This is a genomic window from Marinovum sp. (genome assembly GCF_048263515.1).
In the GTDB taxonomy this organism is placed as follows: Bacteria; Pseudomonadota; Alphaproteobacteria; order Rhodobacterales; family Rhodobacteraceae; genus Marinovum.
Genome location: NZ_JBLXEC010000003.1, coordinates 36,398 through 56,524, shown reverse-complemented (window position 1 = coordinate 56,524; position 20,127 = coordinate 36,398). Strand labels below are relative to the sequence as shown.

Below are 20,127 nucleotides of genomic sequence, written 5' to 3'. Positions count from 1 at the left end.
GCGCACCTGCAACCAATGGGAGAAGGGGCATCCATGTCTGACATCCTGAAATCTTCCCGCCGCGCCTTCCTGCGCGGCAGCGTGGCCGCCGCCGCCGGCGCGGTCACCGCCGGGGCCGCGCGTGCCGCGACCCCCGATCCTCTGATCACCGAAGTTCAGGACTGGGCCTCGGGTCTCGGCCATGGCGTCGACGAGGTGCCTTACGGCCTGCCGATCGAGTTCGAAAGCGACGTGATCCGCCGCAATGTCGAGTGGCTCACCGCCGACACGATCTCTTCGATCAACTTCACGCCGATCCATGCGCTCGACGGCACGATCACCCCGCAGGGCTGTGCCTTCGAGCGGCATCACTCCGGCGCGATCGAGCTGAAGAAAGAAGACTACCGCCTGATGATCAACGGCCTGGTCGAGACGCCGCTGGTGTTCTCCTATGCCGATCTCGAGCGGTTCCCGCGCGAAAACCACGTCTATTTCTGCGAATGCGCCGCCAACACCGGCATGGAATGGGCCGGCGCGCAGCTGAATGGCGCGCAGTTCACCCATGGCATGATCCACAACATGGAATACACCGGCGTGCCGCTGCGCACGCTGCTCGAAGAGGCCGGCTATTCCGGCGAGACCGAGGGCAAATGGGTCTATGTCGAGGGCGCCGATGCCTCGTCCAACGGCCGTTCGATCCCGATGGAAAAGGCGCTGGATGACGTGCTGGTGGCCTTCAAGGCCAATGGCGAAGCCCTGCGCAAGGAGCACGGCTACCCTGTGCGCCTCGTGGTGCCGGGCTGGGAAGGCAACCTCTGGATCAAATGGCTGCGCCGCATCGAGGTGCTCGATGCCCCGGTCGAGAGCCGCGAAGAGACCTCGAAATACACCGATACGCTGGCCGACGGGACCAGCCGTAAATGGACATGGGTGATGGACGCCAAGTCAGTCATCACCTCACCCTCGCCGCAAATGCCCATCACTCACGGCCCCGGGCCGCTGGTTATTACCGGCATGGCCTGGACCGGGCACGGGCGGATCACCCGCGTTGACGTCTCCAAGGACGGCGGCAAGAGCTGGGAGACCGCGCGGCTCGCGCAGGAGGGTGGAAACAAGGCGCTGGTGCGCTTCTATCTCGACACCGAATGGAACGGCGAAGAGATGCTGCTGCAGGCCCGCGCCATGGACGAGACCGGCTATGTGCAGCCGACCAAGGACCAGCTGCGCGAGGTGCGCGGCGAGAATTCGATCTATCACAACAACTGCATCCAGACCTGGCATGTGAAACCCAACGGGGAGGCCGAGAATGTCGAAGTTTCCTAATGTCGCCCTCTTCGTCGGCGGCGCGGCGGCGATTGCCGCCACCGCCGGCCTGGCGATCACCCTGGCCGACCGCTTTGTCGTGCCGATACCTGACTCGGCGCCCACCGTGGCGCTGCACATCCCCGGCGGTGGTGCCTCGGCCCCCGAGGCCGAGGTAGTCGAGACGACAGCTCAGGCCGAGGCCCCGGTTGAAGAGGCGGCTGAAGAGAGCGCGGAAGCGGTCGAAGAGGCGGCTGAAGAACAGCCGGAAGCAACCGCCGCGGCCGAGACTGCCGAAGAGGGCGCGGAGGCGACCGAAGAGGCCACCGAGGCCGAGGCTCCCGCAAACGAAGAGACGACCGCCGAGGCCGAAACCGCCGCGCCTGAAGCCCAGGGTTTCACCGCCGAGGCCAACACCACCGGCCGCTTCGGTCTGGGGCGCCCGGCGCTCGATGAAGAGATCGCCGCCTGGGATGTCGACGTGCTGCCCGACGGCACCGGCCTGCCGGAAGGTTCAGGCGACGTTCTGACCGGCGAAGAGATCTTTGCCGAGAAATGCGCCGCCTGCCACGGTGACTTCGCCGAAGGTGTCGGCAACTGGCCAAAACTGGCCGGCGGCTGGGACACGCTCGACCGCAAGGACCCGGTCAAGACCGTCGGCTCCTACTGGCCCTATCTCTCGACCGTCTGGGATTACGTCCACCGCTCGATGCCCTTCGGCGCGGCGCAGACGCTGACGGATGACGAGGTCTATGCCATCACCGCCTACATCCTCTACTCGAACGATATCGTCGACGAAGAGTTCACCCTCAGCCACGAGACCTTTCTCGACGTCGAGATGCCCAATGCCGAGGGCTTCATCATCGATGACCGGGCCGAGACCGAATACGCCCAGTGGCGCGCCGAGCCCTGCATGGAGAACTGCAAGGACAGCGTCGAGATCACCATGCGCGCCACCGTGCTCGACGTGACACCGGAAGAGGAAGGCAGCCCCGAAGAGGAATTTCAGGAAGACGCCACCGAGGTGAACGAGGACGCCCCCGAGGCCGCGACGGAAGAGGCGCAAGAGGTCGAGGAAGCCAGCGCCGCCGAGGCCGCGCCGGTCAAAGAGACCGCCGCCGCGCTCGACCCCGAGCTTGTGGCCGCCGGCGAAAGGGTCTTCAAGAAGTGCAAATCCTGTCACCAGGTCGGTGAGGGTGCCGAGAACCGCACCGGCCCGGCGCTCAATGGCATCGTCGGCCACCCGGCGGGCGCCATGGAGGGCTTCAAGTACTCCAAGGCGCTGGAAGAGGCCGGCCAAGCGGGCCTTGTCTGGACCGAGGAAGAGCTCAAGGCCTTTCTCGAAAAACCGCGCGACTACCTGAAAGGCACCAAGATGTCCTTCTCGGGTTTGCGCAAGGAAGACGATCAGGCGGCGATTGTCGAATACCTGAAGTCCTTCGACGCCGAATGATCTCGGGACGCGCCGCTCCGGCGGCGTGTCCCTCAGAATGCGCGACGGGCCCAGAATTCGATGTTAGGCTGCGCCCAGATGTCAGCTCCGGCCCGCACCGGAGCGGCGAAAGGAGCTTGAGCCATGACCCATCTCACCCAGACATACCTGGCCCCGCTGCTGCTGGCCGCCACCCTTGCCGCCGCGCCTGTGGCCGCCGAGGAGCCGGTGATCCTGCACGAATACGACGGCGCCTATGAGGACGCGATCTTCAGCGTCGAGAACGCCATCGTCAACAAGGGGCTGGTGGTGGATTACCGCAGCCACGTCGGCGAGATGCTGGCCCGCACCCGCGAGGATGTGGGCGGCGCGGTGATCTTCGACGCGGCGGATGCCTTCCTGTTCTGCTCGGCCCAGGTGTCGCGACAGGTGATGGAGGCCGATCCGGCAAACATCGCCTATTGCCCTTACAGCATCTTTGTCACCGACCGCGAGGGCAAGGTGGAGATCGGCTATCGCACCTATCCCGACGGCCCGATGGACGCGGTCGAGGAACTTCTGGCGAAAATCGTCGAAGAGGCGCTGGCGTTCTAGCGTTGAGGTTGGCGGTGGGCAGGACTGCCCACCCTGCGCAGGCTCATTCCCATTCCATCTGCTCGTAGACCCGGCCGGCGTTCTTGGTCGCCAGCTCCTCGAAGGTGTCGAGATGGGCATAAGGCGACTGGTCGACGTAATAGGCCCCGGCCAGATCGCCGCCTTCGTCGATATGATCGCGGATCTGGCCGCGCAGGTATTCCAGGTAGTCGCGGGTGTAGCGCCGCACCTGGTCCATGTTGGTCGGATGGCCGTGGCCGGGGATCACATAGGTCGCGCCCAGCGGCTCGAAGGCGGTGTCCCAGGTTTCGATCCAGTCGGCGGTGATCGTCTGCTCGAAGATCGGCAGCAGCCGCTCGTGAAAGGCCATGTCGCCGGAGATCACCAGCGATTGCCCGGGCAGCCAGATCACGATGTCGCCGGGGCTGTGCGCCGGGCCGAGATAGCGCGCCTCGATGCGGAAATCGCCTTTTTCGAGGATGTAGTCCCCGGCGAAGGTCTCGGTCGGCAGGGTCAGCTCGGTGCCCTCGCCCCGGTCGCGGTTGTAGCGCAACATGCCGGCGAGGATCTGCGGCCCATACTCCTCGAGCTCCTCTGCGGCCTCTTCATGGGCGATGATCGGCACGCCCTGTTCGGCCCAGTAGGAATTGCCCAGCGCCGCATGGCCCTGGCCGTTCTCGTTGAAGACGGCGATCACCGGCTGGTCGGTGATCGCCTTGATCTCGTCATGCAGCGCCGCGGCCAGCTGATGCGCCGCGCCGCCGTTGATCACGACGACACCCTCGCCGGTGACGATGAAGCTAAGGTTGTTGTTGTGACCGGCGTTTTCATAGGTCGGCGGTGCGGTGGCGCCGATGGCGGACCAGACGCCGGGGATGAACTCCACAGGCTTGGAATAGAGCAGTGAGCCGGGATACTGATCGGCGATCTCCTCGCTGGCAAGGGCGGGCGAGGCGGTGAGCGCCAGGGCCAGGGCGAGGCGCCTCATGCGTCTTCACCGATGAAGACATAGCCGTCGCCCTGACGGTCGACGCGGCCCAGCCCGCCGGGCAGGTGAAAGCCGATCAGGCGCATGTCGTCGGCGGTGATCCGGTCGAAGAGCGCCAGCCGGGTGGCGGCGGCGGTTTCGGCGTCCTGGTCAGACCCCGAGGGCCAGCCGGGCTGTGCAAAGGCCACGTGGTGATTGCCGATGGCATCGCCCACCACCATCAGCCCCTCTGAGCCGTTGCGCAGCTCGAAGGACATGTGGCCGGGGGTGTGGCCAAAGCTGGCATGGGCCAGCACGCCCGGCAGGATTTCCTCGCCATCGGTGAAGGTGGTGATCCGGTCGCTGATCGCCTCGAGCCGCCGCTGCGCGCCGACGGCAAAGGCCTGACGCGCGGCGCCGATGCTGTCGATGGTGGCGTCGTCCATCCAGTAATCGAGCTCGGTGGCGCCGATCAGGTGCGCGGCCTCGGAAAACAGCGGATCGCCGAAATCGTCGAGCAGCCCCCAGATGTGGTCGGGGTGGGCATGGGTCATCACGACGTGGGTGACGTCTTCGGGGCTGAGGTCGATGGCATCGAAGGCCGCCATAAGCTTGCCCGCCGAGGGCTGGAAATCCGGACCCGAGCCTGCATCAAAGAGCACGACCCGTTCGCCGTCGCGCAGCAGGGTGAGGTTGCATTCCGGGGTCAGGCTGTCGCGGCTGAGGCCGTATCTCTCGAGGATCGGGGTCAGCGCGTCCTGCGGCATCGGGCCGAAGACGAACTCGCCGGGCAGCACGAGGTTGCCGTCGCTCAGCGTGTCGATGCGCATCTCGCCGAGTTGCGTAGCCGACCAGACCGGGCCGGCGGCGGCGAGGCCGGCACTGGCACCGAGGCCGGCCAGGATCTTCCTGCGTGTGATCGTCATGGACAGCGCCCTCCCAAACATAATGTCATATGCGAATATGACTGTTCGTTTGCAGGTTGGCAAGCTGTGGCGCGGTGCGGGCCGGGGGGCGGGGAGGCCCCGGATCAGGTCCGGGGCGGGCGTGCCTGGGGTGATGAATGGGGGGCATTGGCCGGAGGGGGGAGGGGGGCGCTGCCCCCATCGCCGCAAGCGGCGATTCCCCCGGCGGTATTTGAAAAGAGAAGAAGGACTGGGGGCGGCGGGTCAGACGTCGTGGTCGCCGCCGAGGTGCTTTTCGCCGCGCTGGCGGGCAAGCTCGATCTGTTTCTGGCGTTCGCGGAAGCGGGCCTTGTCGTCTTCGGTGGTCTCGTCGGCGCAGTGATGGCAGGCGACGCCCTGTTCGTATTCTGGGCGGTCGCGGTCCTCTGGCAGCAGCGGGCGGCGGCAGGCGTGGCAGAGCAGATGCGGGCCTTCGCGCAGGCCGTGGCTGACCGAGACCCGTCCGTCGAAGACGAAGCAGTCTCCCTGCCAGGTGCTCTGCTCTTCCGGCACTTCCTCGAGGTATTTCAGGATGCCGCCCTTGAGGTGGAAGACATCCTCGACCCCCTGGCTGAGCAAATAGTTGGTGGATTTCTCGCAGCGGATGCCGCCGGTGCAGAACATCGCCACCTTCTTGTTGTGGAAGCGGTGCTTGTTGGCCTCCCACCAGGCGGGAAACTCGCGGAAGCTGGCGGTTTCGGGGTCGATCGCGCCCTCGAAACTGCCGATCGCCACCTCGTAGTCGTTGCGGGTGTCGATCACTGCCACGTCGGGGCTCCGGATCAGGGCATTCCAGTCGGCGGGCTCGACGTAATGGCCGACCTTGGCACGCGGGTCGACGTCGGGCTGGCCCATGGTGACAATCTCGCGTTTGAGGCGGACCTTCATGCGGGCAAAGGGCTGGGCGCTGGCGGTGCTTTCCTTGTGCTCGAGATCGGCGCAGCCGGGCAGGGCGCGGATATGGGCCAGCACCGCGTAGATGCCGGCGCGGGGGCCGGCGATGGTGCCGTTGATGCCTTCCTGCGCCAGCAGCAGCGTGCCGGTCACGCCTTGGGCGCGGCACAGGTCCTTGAGCGGGCCCTGCAGGGCGGCAGGATCCTCGAAACGGGTGAAGTGATAGAGCGCGGCGACGGTAATCATGCGCCTGCATGTACGCAGGCCGGGCGGCGCAGGCAAGATCGCGGTCTTACGCAGGGCGGGTTTCGCGGGCGGCGATGGCCAATCCGTGCACCACGGCGGTAAAGACCTCGGCGGTTTCCTGCCGGGCCTCGGGCAGGCGGGTGGCCAGCGCCTGGCGCACGCCGGCCAGCAGGCTGGAGCCGCCGACGAAGACCACCGTGTCGACCTTGTCGGGCGCGCAATCGGCGTCCTTGAGCGTGGCCAGCGCCATGTCACCGATACGGTCGGCGGCGGCGGCAAGCTCGGCCTGCATCTGCAGGCCCCAGAGATCGACGCGCAACCCGCGCTCCACCACGTCGAGCAGGATCTCGCCGCGCTGGGCGTCATTGGCGGCGATCTTGCCGGCCTCGACCGCATAGGCGATGTCATGACCGAGGTGCATCTCGAGCACTTCGGCCAGCCGCTCGAAGAGCACCGGGTCCTTGGCCAGCCGCACCCAGCGCTTGACCTCGCGCAGGAGCGCCGGTTCGTAGACGAAGGCGATCTTTTCCCAGCTGGCGAGGTCGTGGAACAGGGCGCGGGGGGCGGCGTGGGTCTTGGCGCCGAGCTCGGCGCCGATTTCGGCGCCGTGGCCCAGCAGCGGCATGACATGCGACAGGCTCAGGCTGCGGTCGAAATCGGTGCCGCCGAGCCGGAGACCGCGGCTGGCGATCACCCGGGTCTCACCATCCGTGCGTTCGCAGAGCGTGAAATCCGAGGTGCCGCCGCCGATATCGACGATCAGCATGCGGCCCTGGCCTGCCACCGCCAGCGCGGCCGCCTCGGGCTCTGGCAGGAAATCCACTGTCTCGAAGCCGGCGAGCGCATAAGCCTCGCGCAGGTCGGCCTCGGCCTGGGCATCCTTGTCATCTGACTCCGAATGGAATTTCACCGGCCGGCCCGAGATCACCGCGTCGTAGCGTTCGCCGGTGAGCTTTTCCGAACGACTGCGGATCTCGGCCAGAAACAGCCCGATCACCTCGATCAGCGTCATCCGTTCCGACAGAAAGCGTCGCTTTTCGCGCGCCAAGGGCGTGCCGAGGATGCTTTTGAGCCCGCGCATGAAGCGGCCGTCCTGGCCCTCCATCATTGCCCGCGCCGCGGCCTCGCCGTAGACGAAGCGCTTGTCGGTGAAATCGACGAAGACCGCCGTCGGCAGGGTCGGTGCCGTGCCCTCGAGCGGCAGGGTCACTGGGCGGCCATCCTGCAGGATGCCGGCGCCGGTGTTGGAGGTTCCGAAATCTATGCCAAGCCGTGCCATCCGCACCTCCGTTCACTCGCGAAGCGGCGGCTATAGCCGCAAGGATGAGCCATGGCAATTCCGCAAAGCCGATTCTAAGCTGCAAAGAATGCTGAATTGAGGAGGCGGCCTGATGCGCGCTCTTGTCGTGATCGACGTGCAAAACGATTTCTGCCCCGGCGGGGCGCTGGCCGTGGAGGGCGGTGACAAGATCGTGGCGCCGATCAACGCCCTGATGGCCGAATTCGACGCGGTGGTGCTGACCCAGGACTGGCACCCGGCGGGGCATTCCTCCTTCGCCAGCCAGCACGCCGGCAAGGCGCCTTTCGAGATGGTCGAGATGGATTACGGCCCGCAGGTGCTCTGGCCGGATCATTGCATTCAAGGCTCCGACGGGGCGGATTTTCACCCCGGGCTCGACACCACGCGCGCCGATCTGATCATCCGCAAAGGCTTCCGCCCGGCGATCGACAGCTATTCGGCCTTTTTCGAAAACGACCACGCGACGCCCACGGGGCTGGAAGGGTATCTGCGCACCCGCGGGATTTCCGAGCTGGTGATGGTCGGGCTGGCGCTGGATTTCTGCGTCGGCTTTTCGGCAGTGGATGCGGCGAAGCTGGGGTTCGAGTTGACCGTTCGGCAGGACCTGTGCCGGGCCATCGATCTCGACGGCTCGCTCGCCGTGGCGAAAACCAACATGCAAGACGCCGGCGTCACGCTGCGCTGACCGAAGGAACCCAAGATGGTCGATATCGCCACCCGCGTCTGGAACCACAAATGGAAGATCGATCCGATCGTCCGCTCGCTGATCGACACGGATTTCTACAAGCTCCTGATGTGCCAGTCGGTGTTTCGCAACAAGCGCGACACCCAGGTCACTTTCTCGCTGATCAACCGGACGAAATCGGTGCGCCTGGCCGAGCTGATCGACGAGGGCGAGCTGCGCGAACAGCTCGATCACATCCGGTCGTTGTCGCTGTCACGCGGCGAGAGCACATGGCTGCGCGGCAACATGTTCTATGGCAAGCGCTCGATGTTTCGCCCGGATTTCATGGAGTGGTTCGAGAACCTGCGCCTGCCGCCCTATCACCTTGAGAAACGCGAGGGGCAGTACGAGCTGACGTTCGAGGGCAGCTGGCCCGAGGTGATGCTCTGGGAGATCCCGGCGCTGGCGGTGCTGATGGAGCTGCGCGGGCGGGCCGTGCTCAATGACATGGGGCGGTTCGAACTGCAGGTGCTGTATGCCCGGGCGATGACCAAGCTCTGGGAAAAGGTCGAGAGCCTGCGCGCCATCGACACGCTGAGGATCGCCGATTTCGGCACGCGGCGGCGGCATTCCTTCCTCTGGCAGGATTGGTGTGTTCAGGCGATGACCGAGGGGCTGGGGCCCAAGTTCGTCGGCACCTCGAACTGCCTGATCGCCAAGAACCGCGATCTCGAGGCGATCGGCACCAATGCCCATGAACTGCCGATGGTCTATGCCGCCCTCGCGCCTGACGACGCGGCGCTGGCGCGGGCGCCCTATGACGTGCTGGCCGATTGGCAGGAAGAGCACGAGGGCAACCTGAGGATCATCCTGCCCGACACCTATGGCACGCAAGGCTTCCTCGACAAGGCACCGGACTGGCTGGCCGGCTGGACCGGCATCCGCATCGACAGCGGCGACCCGGCCAAGGCGGCCGAGGTGGCGATCGACTGGTGGAAGAGCCGCGGCGAGGACCCGCGCGAGAAGCTGGTGATCTTTTCCGACGGTCTGGATGTCGAGAGCATCGCGGCGCTGCATGCGCAATTCTCGGGCCGGGTGCGGGTGTCCTTTGGCTGGGGCACCAACCTGACCAACGACTTCCGCGGGCTGGTCCCCGACGGCGGGCTCGATGCCTTTTCGCTGGTCTGCAAGGCGGTTTCGGCCGAGGGTCAGCCGACGGTGAAGCTGTCCGACAACCCGGAAAAGGCGATGGGGCCGGCCGAGGAGATCAAGCGCTACAAGCGGGTGTTTGGCGTGGGCGAGCAGGAACGGATCGAGGTAGTGGTTTAGGCCGGGCCTTGGATCATTCGTCGACCTTACCGCGCAGCGCCTTGACTTCGGCGCGTTTCTTCTTCGCTTCCACCCGCTTGCGCTTCTGGTTCTGAGAGACCCGGGTGGCGATCCGGCGCTTTGGGCGTTCCAGCGCCTTGCGGATCATCTCGGCTAGCCGTTCGCGGGCGATCTCGCGGTTGCGGGCTTGGCTGCGGGTTTCATCGACCTGGATCACCAAGGCGCCTTCGCGGGTCCATTTGCGCCCGGCGATGCGCTGCAGCCGGCGTTTGACCGGCTCGGGCAGGGCGGGCGAGCGTTCGGCCTCGAAGCGCAGTTCGACCGCGGTCGAGACCTTGTTGACGTTCTGCCCGCCGGGGCCGGAGGCGCGGACAAATTGTTCGGTCAGCTCCCAATCGGCGATTTCGATCTGATCTGTGATGCGCAGGGTCATGCGGGTGAATATGGCAGGAAGAGGGGGATCGGCAAGGTTTGAGGGATAAGCGGCATCGCCATCGGCCTGTTCAGCGCATCCGGCCCGGACTCAAGGCCGCAGGCCGCCGGGCCAGCGGCTGCCCGCCCCCCGGGCTGCCGCTTTGGCTGACACAAGCTCTTCGCTCGGAGGTTGTCCGGGTTTGACGGAGACAAAGCGCTGCCGAAAAACCGTTGCTACGGCACCCCGCGGGCCGCCACTGGCCCGGTGCGCGTTGCTCTGGTGAAACCGGGGTCTTCAGCGCACCCGGCCCGGACTCAAGGGCGCACGCCCGCTCGTCGGGCCAGCGGTTGCTCGCCCCCCGGGCTGCCGCTTTGGCTGATACAAGTGCCTCGCTCGCAGCTCTTCCGGGTTTGACGGAGATAAAGCGCTGTAGAACGGCAGTAGCTTCGGTACCCCGCAGGCAGCCACTGGCCCGGCGCGCTGCCAAACGAAAAGGGCCATGCCCTGCGGCATGGCCCTTCGAGAATGTCAGGAGGTGGGGCCGGTTAGGTCCTACCAATTCGAGGGAGCGATCCCCCAAGGGCTGCCTCAGAGGGCGTCCCCCCGAACTGTTCCGACACCTTTCTCCAATACCTCTCTAGACACTGAAGCACCTCCTTTCTGTTTGTTGTCCGTATGAGAATCATGGCACGGACGAGACAAATCGCAAAAGGTTTTTTCAGGCCAGAGCGCGATTTTGCCCAAGCCGCGCGACGATTGCCCGAAACGGGATCAATGCAATCAGCGCCAGCGCCAGCTTCACCAGCCAGTCGGCAAAGGCCAGCGTCACCCAGAGCGGCGCCAGCGGGCCGGCGTTGAAGAAGGGCACCGCCTCCCAGGCCCAGTTGACCGCGCCATCGGCCTCGGCGCCGAAGAAGGTGACCGAGGCGGAAAAGGCGATGGTAAAGAACAGCGCGGTATCCAGCGCCGAGCCCACCAGCGTCGAGACCAGCGGCGCGCGCCACCAGCGTCCGCCACGGAACCGGTCGAAGACGGCGATATCGGTGAGCTGCGCCACCAGGAACCCGACGCCAGAGGCCACGGCGATGCGCAGCGGCACGGCGGCATAGGTGTAGCCATCGCCCTGCAGCATGATCTGCGACCCGATCAGCGAACAGATCACCCCGGTGACGAACCCGGCCAGCACGACCTTGCGCGCGGCAGCCACGCCATAGACGCGGTTCATCACGTCGGTGACCAGAAAGGCCAGCGGATAGGTGAAGGCGCCCCAGGTCAGGAGGCCGTCGAGAAGGAGAAACTGAACCAGGATGTTCGAGGCCACGACGATGGCGGCCATGGCAAGAATGCCGGGAAGATGAGTGCGTGTCATGTCTGATGCCCGTTTTTTGCAAGGTTGCGGCGACTTGGCCCCCTGATCGGGAACGGGCGGGGCTTATAGAGCGGAGGGCCTTCGGTCAAGCGAAACCGCGCCCCGGACCTGCTCCGGGGCCTCATGGGCGGCGGTGGAGGCCCCGGAGCAGGTCCGGGGCAGCCGCGCGCTCAGGGCAGCAGGTATTCGACGATCTCGCTGCGCTGGAAGGCGTTGAAGTTGTCGTCGGACACCATGGTCAGGCGAATCTGCCCGGCCGGGGTGCGGGTCACCGAGAGGCCCTCGAGGTTGTCATGTTTGGCCAGGTGGCTCTCCAGCAGCACCTCGCCGTCGCCCAGCGCCTTGGCGCTCAGGGCAAAGCGGCGGACCCGAGAGCGGAAGCCCAGGCCGGTGAATTCCCGCTCCAGAAGGTAAAACATGCCGTCGGGGCCGATATCGGCGCCGGTGGGTTGAAAGCCGCCGATCCGCGGGATCGAAAACGGCTGGTCCCAGGACTTGCCGTTGAAGCGATAGACCGGGAAGGGCCGGGTCATCTGGCCAGAGCGTTCCGGCAGGGTGTAGAGCCAGCCGCGGCTGTCGACCGCCAGCGCCTCGAGCGAGGAATTGTTCTGCAGCCCGGCGAAATCGGGATGTGCCGGCAGCGCCTCGGCGCGGCCCATGGTCGGATAGGCCCAGACCCGGTGATCGCCCTCGAACGAGATGTAGCGCCGGCCCTTGGCGTCGATCGCCAGCCCCTCGGCATCCTGCGCCTGCTTGCGGCGCATCGGCTTGCCCTCGGTGTCGAGCAGCGGCTGCGGCGCGCTGCTCTCGACGCTGACGATGCGGCCGTTCTTGCGCAGCAGACGCCCTTCGACGTAGGCGCCACGGTCCGAGATCGCGACAAAGCTCTCGCCGTCCTCGGCCAGTTCGATGGCCGACATGCCGCCAAAGCCCGGCGCAGAGCTGCGCCAGGAAAAGCTCTGCACATGCCGCGCCTGCGTCGGGGTTTCGGCGGCAATGCAGCCACTGGCGAGGCCCGCCAGGCCGAGGCAGGCCGCCCTGAGAATACGGTTCATGTGACTTCAGTTCGCCTCCAGCACGCTGGCGCATTGCAGCGGCAGGTCGGCCAGCACCAGTTCGCGCTTGGGCTTGGGCGGCGGAGCGTTCGGATCGGGCGGCGGCGGATTGAGGATGCGGTCGACCCAGCCCTGCGCCTCGGCGCAGCCGTCACCGGCGGGTGGCGGGTTCTGGTCGACGCAGCCGCTTGCACCGGAGGGGCAGGCCAGCCGCACGTGGAAATGGTAGTGATGTCCCCACCACGGCCGCACCTTGCGCAGCCAGGACCGGTCGCCCTTTTCGTCGTTGCACATCTGCACCTTGGCGCCGGGAAAGATGAAGATCCGCGCCACCCGGGGATCAGAGGCCGCGGCCTTGACCAGGGCGTGATGCTCGGGCGACCACTTGTCGTTGGTGAAGGCGCCGTTCGAGCGCCGCATCGAGATCGACGAGATCGACTCGCGCGCCTGTTGCGACAGCCCGAGGTTGCTGGCCGGGCGCAGCCAGATGTCGGCGTCAAGGCCCATCTGGTGGCTGGCATGGCCGGTCAGCATCGGGCCGCCCCGCGGCTGCGAGATGTCACCGATATAAAGCCCGTTCCAGCCCGGCAGCTGCGCCGCCCTTGCCGACAGCTTGCGCAGGTAGTCGATCATCTGGGGATGGCCCCAGTTGCGGTTGCGCGACAGGCGCATCGCCTGCCAGGTCGGGCCGGTTTCCGGCAGTTGCATGCCACCGGCTAGGCAGCCCTTGGCATAGCTGCCGTAGGGGGCCGGCGATTGCGCCGATCCGGCGCGTTTGGCGCCGAACAGCTGCTTGGCCTGCTTGCTGGACAGGACCCCCATGGAATCACCGATGGTGGCCTGTGGGGCGCTGGCCAGGGTGGCCCTCGTGCTGACACCGTCACCGCCGCCGCAAGCGGCGAGAAGGGCACAGAAAATCGTAAGGCTGGCTACTCGGAACGGTCGGACCATGCTGCTCGGTCTCCCTCATGTTTGACCCAGCGTAGCAACAAAAGTCCGATCAGGAAAAGGGCGATGAGCGGGGTTACGCCCAATTGCTGAGAGCCGGTGATCTGGGTCGTCACGCCGATCGACAAAGGCGCCAGAAACGAGGTCGCCTTGCCCGCCAGAGCATAGAGTCCGAAGGCCTCGGTCATGCGTTCCGGGTTGGCCTGACGCACCATCATCGTGCGGCTGGCGGACTGCAGGACGCCGCCCGCCGCACCGATGATCGCACCGATGCCGTAGAAGGCAATGTCGGGCAGCGAAGAGCCCTCTGGCAGCGCCATGCCATAGAGCGAGGTGGGCGAGACCAGCACCGTCGAGATCGCCGCAAAGGTCAGCGCCAGGATCGCGGCGGTGATCACCGGCTTCGGGCCGAAGCGCGCGTCCCACATGCCGCCCAGCCAGGCAAACAGCGCGCCGGAGATGATCGCCAGGATGCCGAAGATGCCGACATCGACCACGGTCCAGCCCAGCACCCCGGCGGCATAGATGCCGCCGAAGACATACATGCCGTTCAGCGCATCGCGGTAGAACATCGAGCTGGCGAGATAGGCAAAGAGCGAGGGCGAGCGCGGCAGGCGGCGCAGGGTGCCCCTGAGATCGCGCAGCGCCTGGACCAACGCGCCCTTGCGCGCCGTCACCGGCTTTGGGTCGCGCACCCAGAGGAAGAAGGGCACCATGAAGATCACGTACCAGACCGCCGTCAGCGGCCCGACAAAGCGCGTGCCTTCGCGGGTTTCCGGGTCGAGCCCGAAGAGCGGTGCGAGGCCCAGCATGGTGCGCCCGGTCTCGGCGCTTTCGGCAAAAAGCGCCAGCATGATCACCAGCGCCACCAGCCCGCCGACATAGCCGAAGGCCCAGCCATTGCCGGAGATGCGGCCGATCTCTTCCCTGGTGCCGAGGTCGGGCAGCATCGAGTTGGTGAAGATCGTCGCGAACTCCATGCCGATCAGCCCGATGGCAAAGGCCAGCAGGATCAGCAGCAGGTTGAAGTCGCCCGGCGCGGCATACCACAGCACCGCCGAGCCCAGCACGTACATCAACGAGAACACCCAGATGAAGCGCATCCTCTGGCCAGAGGTGTCGGCGATGGCGCCCAGCACCGGGGCGCAGAGCGCGATCACCAGACCGGCGGCGCCGATGCCATAGCCCCAGGCGGCCTGGGCGGTGGTGCCGTCGCCCACCAGTTCCTTGACATAGGGGCCGAAGATGAAGGTCAGCAGCAGGGTGTTGAACGGCTGGCTGGCCCAGTCGAAGAAGAACCAGCCCCAGATCCGTTTCCGTTTCGTCGCGTCCATGATGCCCCCCGCGGTTTTACAGGGTTAAGCCCGAGTGCCGGGGTTGGCGCAAGACTTTGTTGTTGCGGTGTTTGGATGTGGAGGTCGGGTCAGCTCGGAAGCCCCATGGCCCGAGCCTTTCCCGGCCCGGACTCAAGGCCGCAGGCCGCCTGGCCAGCGGCTGCCCGCCCCCCGGGCTGCCGCTTCGGCTGAGCTTTGTGCTGCGCTCAGAGGTTCTCAGGATTTAACTGGGATAAATCGCCGCCGAACTATCGTTGCAGCGGCACCCCGCGGGCAGCCGCTGTCCGGCGCGCGGGGCGCGGAATTCAGCGGTCTGCCATCGGCGGCCAGGGCCTTGTGTCTTCGGCGGTGATCCATGCGGTCACGTGCGCCGGAAGCTCCGGCATCTCGGTGACGCCCATCGCTGCCATCACTTCGGACGGCGGCACGATCCCCGCAGGACCGGTGACCGCCGTGCGGTACATCGCGTGGTTGGCGCATTCGCCAGAGGCCTTCCACATCGACTGCTCCATGTAGATGAACCGATGGTCCACCCCCGCCGCCCGTGTCCGCATCTCGAACCGCTCGAACGGCCGGATCCGCCGCCGGTAGCGCACGCAGGAGCCTGCCACCGTCAGCCCCCATTTCTTCTGCCGCAGCACCGGGATCAGACCGGTGCGCCGCGCCAGGGGAATGCGGCCGAGGTCGAAGAGCGTCAGCGTCCGGCCGTTGTTCAGCTCCATCCAGAAGTCGATGTCCCAGGGCCAGCACATGTGATGCGACACATGCGTGCCGTCGATCGGCAAGGGCGGCGCCTTGCGATGCACGTAGAGTTCCTTGAACATGCGGATGAAAGGATACATGTGAAATACCTCCGGCCGCCCGTGTGCGCCGCGCCCGACCCACGGGCAAGCCGTGACGCAGCGACACTTGTGCTTTGGTCGCGCCACGCTTACCTAGACGGCGCACAGCCGGAGAAAGACACGAGATGTACGCGATTTACGGGCCCCTGAAGCTCATCCTCGATGTGGCGTTCTTTATCATGATCGCCCATATCATCATGAGCTGGCTGATCAATTTTCAGGTGTTGAACCTGCATCAGCCGCTGGTCGCGCAAATCTGGCACGGTCTGAACCGCCTGCTCGAGCCGATCTATCGCCCGATCCGCAATATCCTGCCGGACACGCGGCCGCTTGATCTCGCGCCGCTGGTGGCCTTCATCGTGCTGATCTCGCTGCGCGATTTCATCCTGCCAGAGCTCTTCGGCCTGATCTGACGCCCGCCCCGGACCCCGCTCCGGGGCCTCGCCTCGGGCCCCGGCGACCGGCCAGCCAAGAGGTCCCGGGTCAGGCCCGGGACGCGGCGCTCTGCCTGTCTGGGCCTTGTTCACCGAATCTCAATGTGTGATTGTTCGTCTGAGAGCAGTTTGACACAGATATCGCAGGTCTTGCCCCATGGACGACGCCGCCACGCTTTTGCGGGACGTGTTCGGATTCGACGGATTTCGCCCCGGCCAGGGTGAGATCGCCGAAGCCGTGGCACGCGGCGAGAACGTCTTGGCCATCATGCCCACCGGTGGCGGCAAGTCGCTCTGCTTCCAGCTGCCTGCGCTGATGCGCGAGGGCGTGACCGTGGTGATCTCGCCGCTGATCGCGTTGATGCGCGATCAGGTGCGGGGGCTGCGTGAGGCCGGCGTCAATGCCGGCGCCCTGACCTCCGGCAACACCCCCGAAGAGACCGAGGCGGTTTGGCAAGCGCTTGAGGACGGCACGCTCAAGCTCCTTTACCTCGCGCCGGAGCGGCTGGCCGCCGGCGGCACCATGCAGATGCTGCGCCGCATCGGCGTCAGCTCGATCGCCGTCGACGAGGCGCATTGCGTCAGCCAGTGGGGCCATGACTTCCGCCCCGATTACCTGCGCATCGGCGAGCTGCGCCGCGAGCTGGGCGTGCCACTGGCCGCCTTCACCGCCACCGCCGACCGCGAAACCCAGGACGAGATCGTCACCCGGCTGTTCGACGGCGAAGAGCCCGCGCGCTTTCTGCGCGGCTTCGACCGGCCCAACATCCACCTCGCCTTTCAGCCCAAGGACAGCCCGCGCCGGCAGATCCTCGATTTTGCCGCCGCCCGCCGCGGCCAGTCGGGCATCGTCTATTGCGGCACCCGCGCCAAGACCGAGGGGCTGGCCCGCGCGCTGGCCGAGGATGGCCATACCGCCTGTTTCTACCACGGCGGCATGGAGGCCGAGGACCGCCGCATCGTCGAGAGCCGCTTTGCCCGCGAGGACGGGTTGATCGTCGTCGCCACCGTCGCCTTCGGCATGGGGGTCGACAAGCCCGACATCCGCTGGGTCGCCCATGCCGACCTGCCCAAGAGCATCGAGGCCTATTACCAGGAAATCGGCCGCGCCGGCCGCGACGGCGGGCCGGCCGAGACCCTGACGCTCTTCGGCCCCGATGACATCCGCCTGCGCCGCACCCAGATCGACGAGGGGCTGGCCCCGCCGGAACGCCGCGCCGCCGACCACGGCCGGCTGAACGCGCTGCTGGGTCTGGCCGAGGCGCTGGAATGCCGCCGCAAGACGTTGCTGGGTTATTTCGGGGAAGAGGCCGTGGCCTGCGGTCATTGCGACCTCTGCCAGACCCCGGTCGAGACCTTCGATGCCACCGACGCCGTGCGCAAGGCGCTCTCGGCGGCGCTGCGCACCGGCGAGTGGTTCGGCGCCGGCCATCTGATCGACATCGTCATGGGCAACGAGACGGACAAAGTCCGGCAGAAGGGCCATGACCAGCTGCCGACCTTCGGCGTCGGGCGCGAGTTCGACAAGCGCGGCTGGCAGGCGGTGTTCCGGCAGATGATGGGCCACGACCTGATGCGCCCCGATCCCGAGCGCCACGGCGCCCTGCGCATGACCGAGGCAGCGCGGCCCATTCTGCGCGGCGAGGCCTCGATCACCCTGCGCCGCGACACCATCGCCAAGGCTCAGGCCAAGCGCCGCCCGGCGGTCAAGGCGATGGTCTCGGAAGAGGATGCGCCGCTGCTCTCGGCGCTCAAGGCCAAGCGCCGCGCTCTGGCCGAGGCGGCGAGCGTGCCGGCCTATATCATCTTCAACGACCGCACGCTGGTCGAGATGGCCGAAACCCGCCCCGCCAGCCTGGATGAAATGGCGCGGATCTCCGGTGTCGGCGCCAAGAAGCTGGCGAGCTACGGCGCCGATTTCCTCTCGGTGATCACCGGCGCCGGCGAAGAGATGCACCCCAGCCGCCGCAAGCTGGCGGGCCGCGACGCCGGCTCGGTCTATGACCGGCTGATGCAGGTTCAGGCCGATCTGACGCGCGGCGAATGCGGCACCGAAAAGCCGCTGTCTTGTTCGGCCGCGCAACTGGCCAAGGTTGCCGAACGCCGCCCCTCGGTACCGGAAGAGCTGGAGCGGCTGCTGGGCGAACGCCGGACGGAACGTTTCGGCGCAGCCTTTCTGGACGTTCTGCGCGAGGCAAGCTAGGTCAGCCCTCGGCGGGCAAGGGGCCCGACCAGAAGGCGGAGGTGCAGGATGCTCGTGGTGATTTCCCCGGCCAAACGGCTGGACTGGTCAGAGGTTGCGGTCGAAACGACCGAGCCCGCGATGCAGGACGAGGCGCTGCGGCTGGTCAAGACCGCGCGCAACCTGACGCTGGGTGATCTCAAGGGGCTGATGGGGCTGTCCGACGATCTGGCCAGGCTCAACCGCGACCGGTTCAAGAGCTTCGAGGCCGCGCCCGTGCCAGAGGCCACGCGCCCGGCGATCTTCGGCTTTGCCGGCGACACCTACCAGGGGCTGGAGGCGCGCTCGCTGGACGAAGACGAGCTGCGCTATGCCCAGGATCACCTGCGGGTGCTCTCGGGGCTTTACGGCGTATTGCGGCCGCTCGACGCGATCCAGCCCTACCGGCTCGAAATGGGCTCGCGGCTCAAGACCCGACGTGGCAGCAACCTCTACCATTACTGGGGCGACCGGATCGCCAAGGCGCTGAACGCGCAGGGCGAGGCTACCGGCAGCGAGGTGCTGGTGAATTGCGCCAGCCAGGAATATTTCGGCGCGGTCGATTTAAAGGCGCTGAAACTGCAGGTGATCACGCCGCAATTCTACGACATGAAGAACGGCCAGCCCAAGATCATCAGCTTCTTTGCGAAAAAGGCGCGCGGATCGATGGCGCGCTACCTGGTGCAGAACCGGCTGCGCAGGCCGGAGGACCTGCTGGGCTTCGACCTTGGTGGCTATCGTTACAGTGCCGAGCTTTCGGCACCGGACAAGCCGGCCTTTCTGCACGATGGCCGCGACTGAGGTCGGTTTTTCAAAATCTGCCGAAGAAACCTATCGGTTTGCCACTTCTTCCCTAACACCGGCGAAGCGCGTTTAGTGCTTGGGTGATTGAATGAGGAGACAGGCCCGTGAGTGAGCGCAGCTATTACGCCCCCAAGGGGGGATTGCCCGGACAGACCGAGCTCTTGACCGGGCGGGCGGTGTTCACCGAGGCCTATGCGGTGATCCCGCGCGGCACCATGGCCGATATCGTGACCTCCTTCCTGCCGCATTGGGAAGGCACCCGCGCCTGGGTTCTGGCGCGGCCGCTCTCGGGCTTTGCCGAGACCTTTTCGCAATACATCATGGAGGTCGCGCCCGGCGGCGGCAGCACCCGGCCCGAACCCAACCCGGAAGCGCAGGGCGTGCTCTTCGTGGTCGAAGGCGCGATGTCCCTGACCATCGAGGGCGAGGCCCACGCGATGTCTGCCGGCGGCTTTGCCTATCTGCCGCCGGGCTGCAACTGGTCGCTGAAGAACGAGGGCGCCGAGCCGGTGCGGTTCCACTGGATCCGCAAACGCTACGAGCCGGCCGAGGGGCTGGACGCGCCAGAGGCCTTTGTCACCTCCGACGCCGAGGTCGCGCCGACGCCGATGCCCGACACCAACGGCGCCTGGGCCACGACGCGTTTCGTCGACCCCAACGACCTGCGGCACGACATGCATGTCACCGTGGTAACCTTCGAGCCGGGTGGGGTGATCCCCTTCGCCGAGACCCACGTGATGGAACATGGCCTCTACGTGCTCGAGGGCAAGGCGGTCTACCGGCTCAACCAGGATTGGGTCGAGGTCGAGGCCGGCGATTTCATGTGGCTGCGCGCCTTCTGCCCGCAGGCCTGTTACGCCGGTGGCCCGGGGCGGTTCCGCTACCTGCTCTACAAGGATGTGAACCGCCACGCCAGGCTCTGACGGCGCGCATGGGCCAGCGCCATCGCGCCCCGGACCTGATCCGGGGCCTCCAGCCCGACGCACGGACCAACACCTTCGCGCCCCGGACCTGATCCGGGGCCTCCCGCCCGACGCATGGACCAGCGCCACCG

General features: G+C 66.5%; 19 protein-coding genes. 9 read left to right on the top strand and 10 right to left on the bottom strand.

Annotated elements, in window-relative coordinates:
• The first annotated feature begins 33 nt into the window (after positions 1-33).
• The 3 genes from soxC to ACN0SE_RS04510 all read left to right on the top strand — a co-directional run bounded on the left by soxC (position 34) and on the right by ACN0SE_RS04510 (position 3,307).
• Positions 34-1,302: a sulfite dehydrogenase gene (gene soxC / locus ACN0SE_RS04520; protein ID WP_417523298.1), complete on the top strand. Its 1,269-nt coding sequence runs from the start codon at positions 34-36 to the stop codon at positions 1,300-1,302.
• A gap of 412 nt (positions 1,303-1,714) precedes the next feature.
• Positions 1,715-2,734 (top strand): c-type cytochrome, encoded by a 1,020-nt coding sequence (locus ACN0SE_RS04515; protein WP_417523469.1) that lies wholly within the window; start codon positions 1,715-1,717, stop codon positions 2,732-2,734.
• Positions 2,735-2,857: 123 nt separating this feature from the next.
• Complete coding sequence (locus tag ACN0SE_RS04510) at positions 2,858-3,307, top strand: DUF302 domain-containing protein (protein ID WP_417523297.1); 450 nt, start codon at positions 2,858-2,860, stop codon at positions 3,305-3,307.
• A 43-nt stretch (positions 3,308-3,350) separates the two neighbouring features.
• Here the strand turns inward: ACN0SE_RS04510 and ACN0SE_RS04505 are convergent, their stop codons facing one another.
• From ACN0SE_RS04505 to ACN0SE_RS04490, 4 genes are all read right to left on the bottom strand, one after another.
• Positions 3,351-4,295, bottom strand: coding sequence for an MBL fold metallo-hydrolase (locus tag ACN0SE_RS04505; protein WP_417523296.1), 945 nt, complete (start codon positions 4,293-4,295; stop codon positions 3,351-3,353).
• Positions 4,292-5,200: an MBL fold metallo-hydrolase gene (locus tag ACN0SE_RS04500; RefSeq protein ID WP_417523295.1), complete on the bottom strand. Its 909-nt coding sequence runs from the start codon at positions 5,198-5,200 to the stop codon at positions 4,292-4,294. The genes ACN0SE_RS04505 and ACN0SE_RS04500 overlap by 4 nt, the downstream gene beginning before the upstream one ends.
• A 243-nt stretch (positions 5,201-5,443) precedes the next feature.
• A complete protein-coding gene (locus tag ACN0SE_RS04495) occupies positions 5,444-6,358 on the bottom strand; it encodes a rhodanese-related sulfurtransferase (RefSeq protein WP_417523294.1) in 915 nt (304 codons plus the stop codon).
• Between the two features lie 46 nt (positions 6,359-6,404).
• Complete coding sequence (locus tag ACN0SE_RS04490; protein ID WP_417523293.1) at positions 6,405-7,637, bottom strand: Hsp70 family protein; 1,233 nt, start codon at positions 7,635-7,637, stop codon at positions 6,405-6,407.
• A 112-nt stretch (positions 7,638-7,749) separates the two neighbouring features.
• Here ACN0SE_RS04490 and pncA point away from each other — a divergent pair, with 112 nt between their 5' ends.
• Together pncA and pncB are read left to right on the top strand one after the other, a co-directional pair.
• The gene (gene pncA / locus ACN0SE_RS04485) at positions 7,750-8,343 is read left to right on the top strand and encodes a bifunctional nicotinamidase/pyrazinamidase (protein WP_417523292.1); all 594 of its coding nucleotides are present in this window, start codon (positions 7,750-7,752) and stop codon (positions 8,341-8,343) included.
• A gap of 15 nt (positions 8,344-8,358) precedes the next feature.
• Positions 8,359-9,651 carry a nicotinate phosphoribosyltransferase gene (gene pncB / locus ACN0SE_RS04480; RefSeq protein ID WP_417523291.1) on the top strand — a complete coding sequence of 431 codons (1,293 nt, stop codon included), beginning with the start codon at positions 8,359-8,361 and terminating at the stop codon, positions 9,649-9,651.
• Between the two features lie 13 nt (positions 9,652-9,664).
• On the opposite strand, the gene arfB is transcribed toward pncB, so the two are convergent.
• The 6 genes from arfB to ACN0SE_RS04450 all read right to left on the bottom strand — a co-directional run bounded on the left by arfB (position 9,665) and on the right by ACN0SE_RS04450 (position 15,614).
• Positions 9,665-10,084 (bottom strand): alternative ribosome rescue aminoacyl-tRNA hydrolase ArfB, encoded by a 420-nt coding sequence (gene arfB / locus ACN0SE_RS04475; protein ID WP_417523290.1) that lies wholly within the window; start codon positions 10,082-10,084, stop codon positions 9,665-9,667.
• 700 nt (positions 10,085-10,784) lie between these two features.
• Positions 10,785-11,435: a queuosine precursor transporter gene (locus ACN0SE_RS04470; RefSeq protein ID WP_417523289.1), complete on the bottom strand. Its 651-nt coding sequence runs from the start codon at positions 11,433-11,435 to the stop codon at positions 10,785-10,787.
• Positions 11,436-11,605: 170 nt separating this feature from the next.
• Positions 11,606-12,490: an esterase-like activity of phytase family protein gene (locus ACN0SE_RS04465; RefSeq protein ID WP_417523288.1), complete on the bottom strand. Its 885-nt coding sequence runs from the start codon at positions 12,488-12,490 to the stop codon at positions 11,606-11,608.
• A 6-nt stretch (positions 12,491-12,496) separates the two neighbouring features.
• Positions 12,497-13,441: a penicillin-insensitive murein endopeptidase gene (mepA, locus tag ACN0SE_RS04460; RefSeq protein ID WP_417523287.1), complete on the bottom strand. Its 945-nt coding sequence runs from the start codon at positions 13,439-13,441 to the stop codon at positions 12,497-12,499.
• Positions 13,420-14,772: an MFS transporter gene (locus ACN0SE_RS04455; protein WP_417523286.1), complete on the bottom strand. Its 1,353-nt coding sequence runs from the start codon at positions 14,770-14,772 to the stop codon at positions 13,420-13,422. The genes mepA and ACN0SE_RS04455 overlap by 22 nt, the downstream gene beginning before the upstream one ends.
• 305 nt (positions 14,773-15,077) lie before the next feature.
• Positions 15,078-15,614 (bottom strand): acyl-CoA thioesterase, encoded by a 537-nt coding sequence (locus tag ACN0SE_RS04450; protein ID WP_417523285.1) that lies wholly within the window; start codon positions 15,612-15,614, stop codon positions 15,078-15,080.
• A gap of 125 nt (positions 15,615-15,739) precedes the next feature.
• Here ACN0SE_RS04450 and ACN0SE_RS04445 point away from each other — a divergent pair, with 125 nt between their 5' ends.
• The 4 genes from ACN0SE_RS04445 (at position 15,740) to ACN0SE_RS04430 (ending at position 19,996) form a co-directional block, all read left to right on the top strand.
• The gene (locus tag ACN0SE_RS04445; RefSeq protein WP_417523284.1) at positions 15,740-16,027 is read left to right on the top strand and encodes a YggT family protein; all 288 of its coding nucleotides are present in this window, start codon (positions 15,740-15,742) and stop codon (positions 16,025-16,027) included.
• 178 nt (positions 16,028-16,205) lie between these two features.
• A complete protein-coding gene (gene recQ / locus ACN0SE_RS04440) occupies positions 16,206-18,251 on the top strand; it encodes a DNA helicase RecQ (protein ID WP_417523283.1) in 2,046 nt (681 codons plus the stop codon).
• 48 nt (positions 18,252-18,299) lie between these two features.
• Positions 18,300-19,070 carry a peroxide stress protein YaaA gene (gene yaaA / locus ACN0SE_RS04435; RefSeq protein ID WP_417523282.1) on the top strand — a complete coding sequence of 257 codons (771 nt, stop codon included), beginning with the start codon at positions 18,300-18,302 and terminating at the stop codon, positions 19,068-19,070.
• Between the two features lie 107 nt (positions 19,071-19,177).
• Positions 19,178-19,996 carry a bifunctional allantoicase/(S)-ureidoglycine aminohydrolase gene (locus ACN0SE_RS04430; protein WP_417523281.1) on the top strand — a complete coding sequence of 273 codons (819 nt, stop codon included), beginning with the start codon at positions 19,178-19,180 and terminating at the stop codon, positions 19,994-19,996.
• Positions 19,997-20,127: the final 131 nt, after the last annotated feature.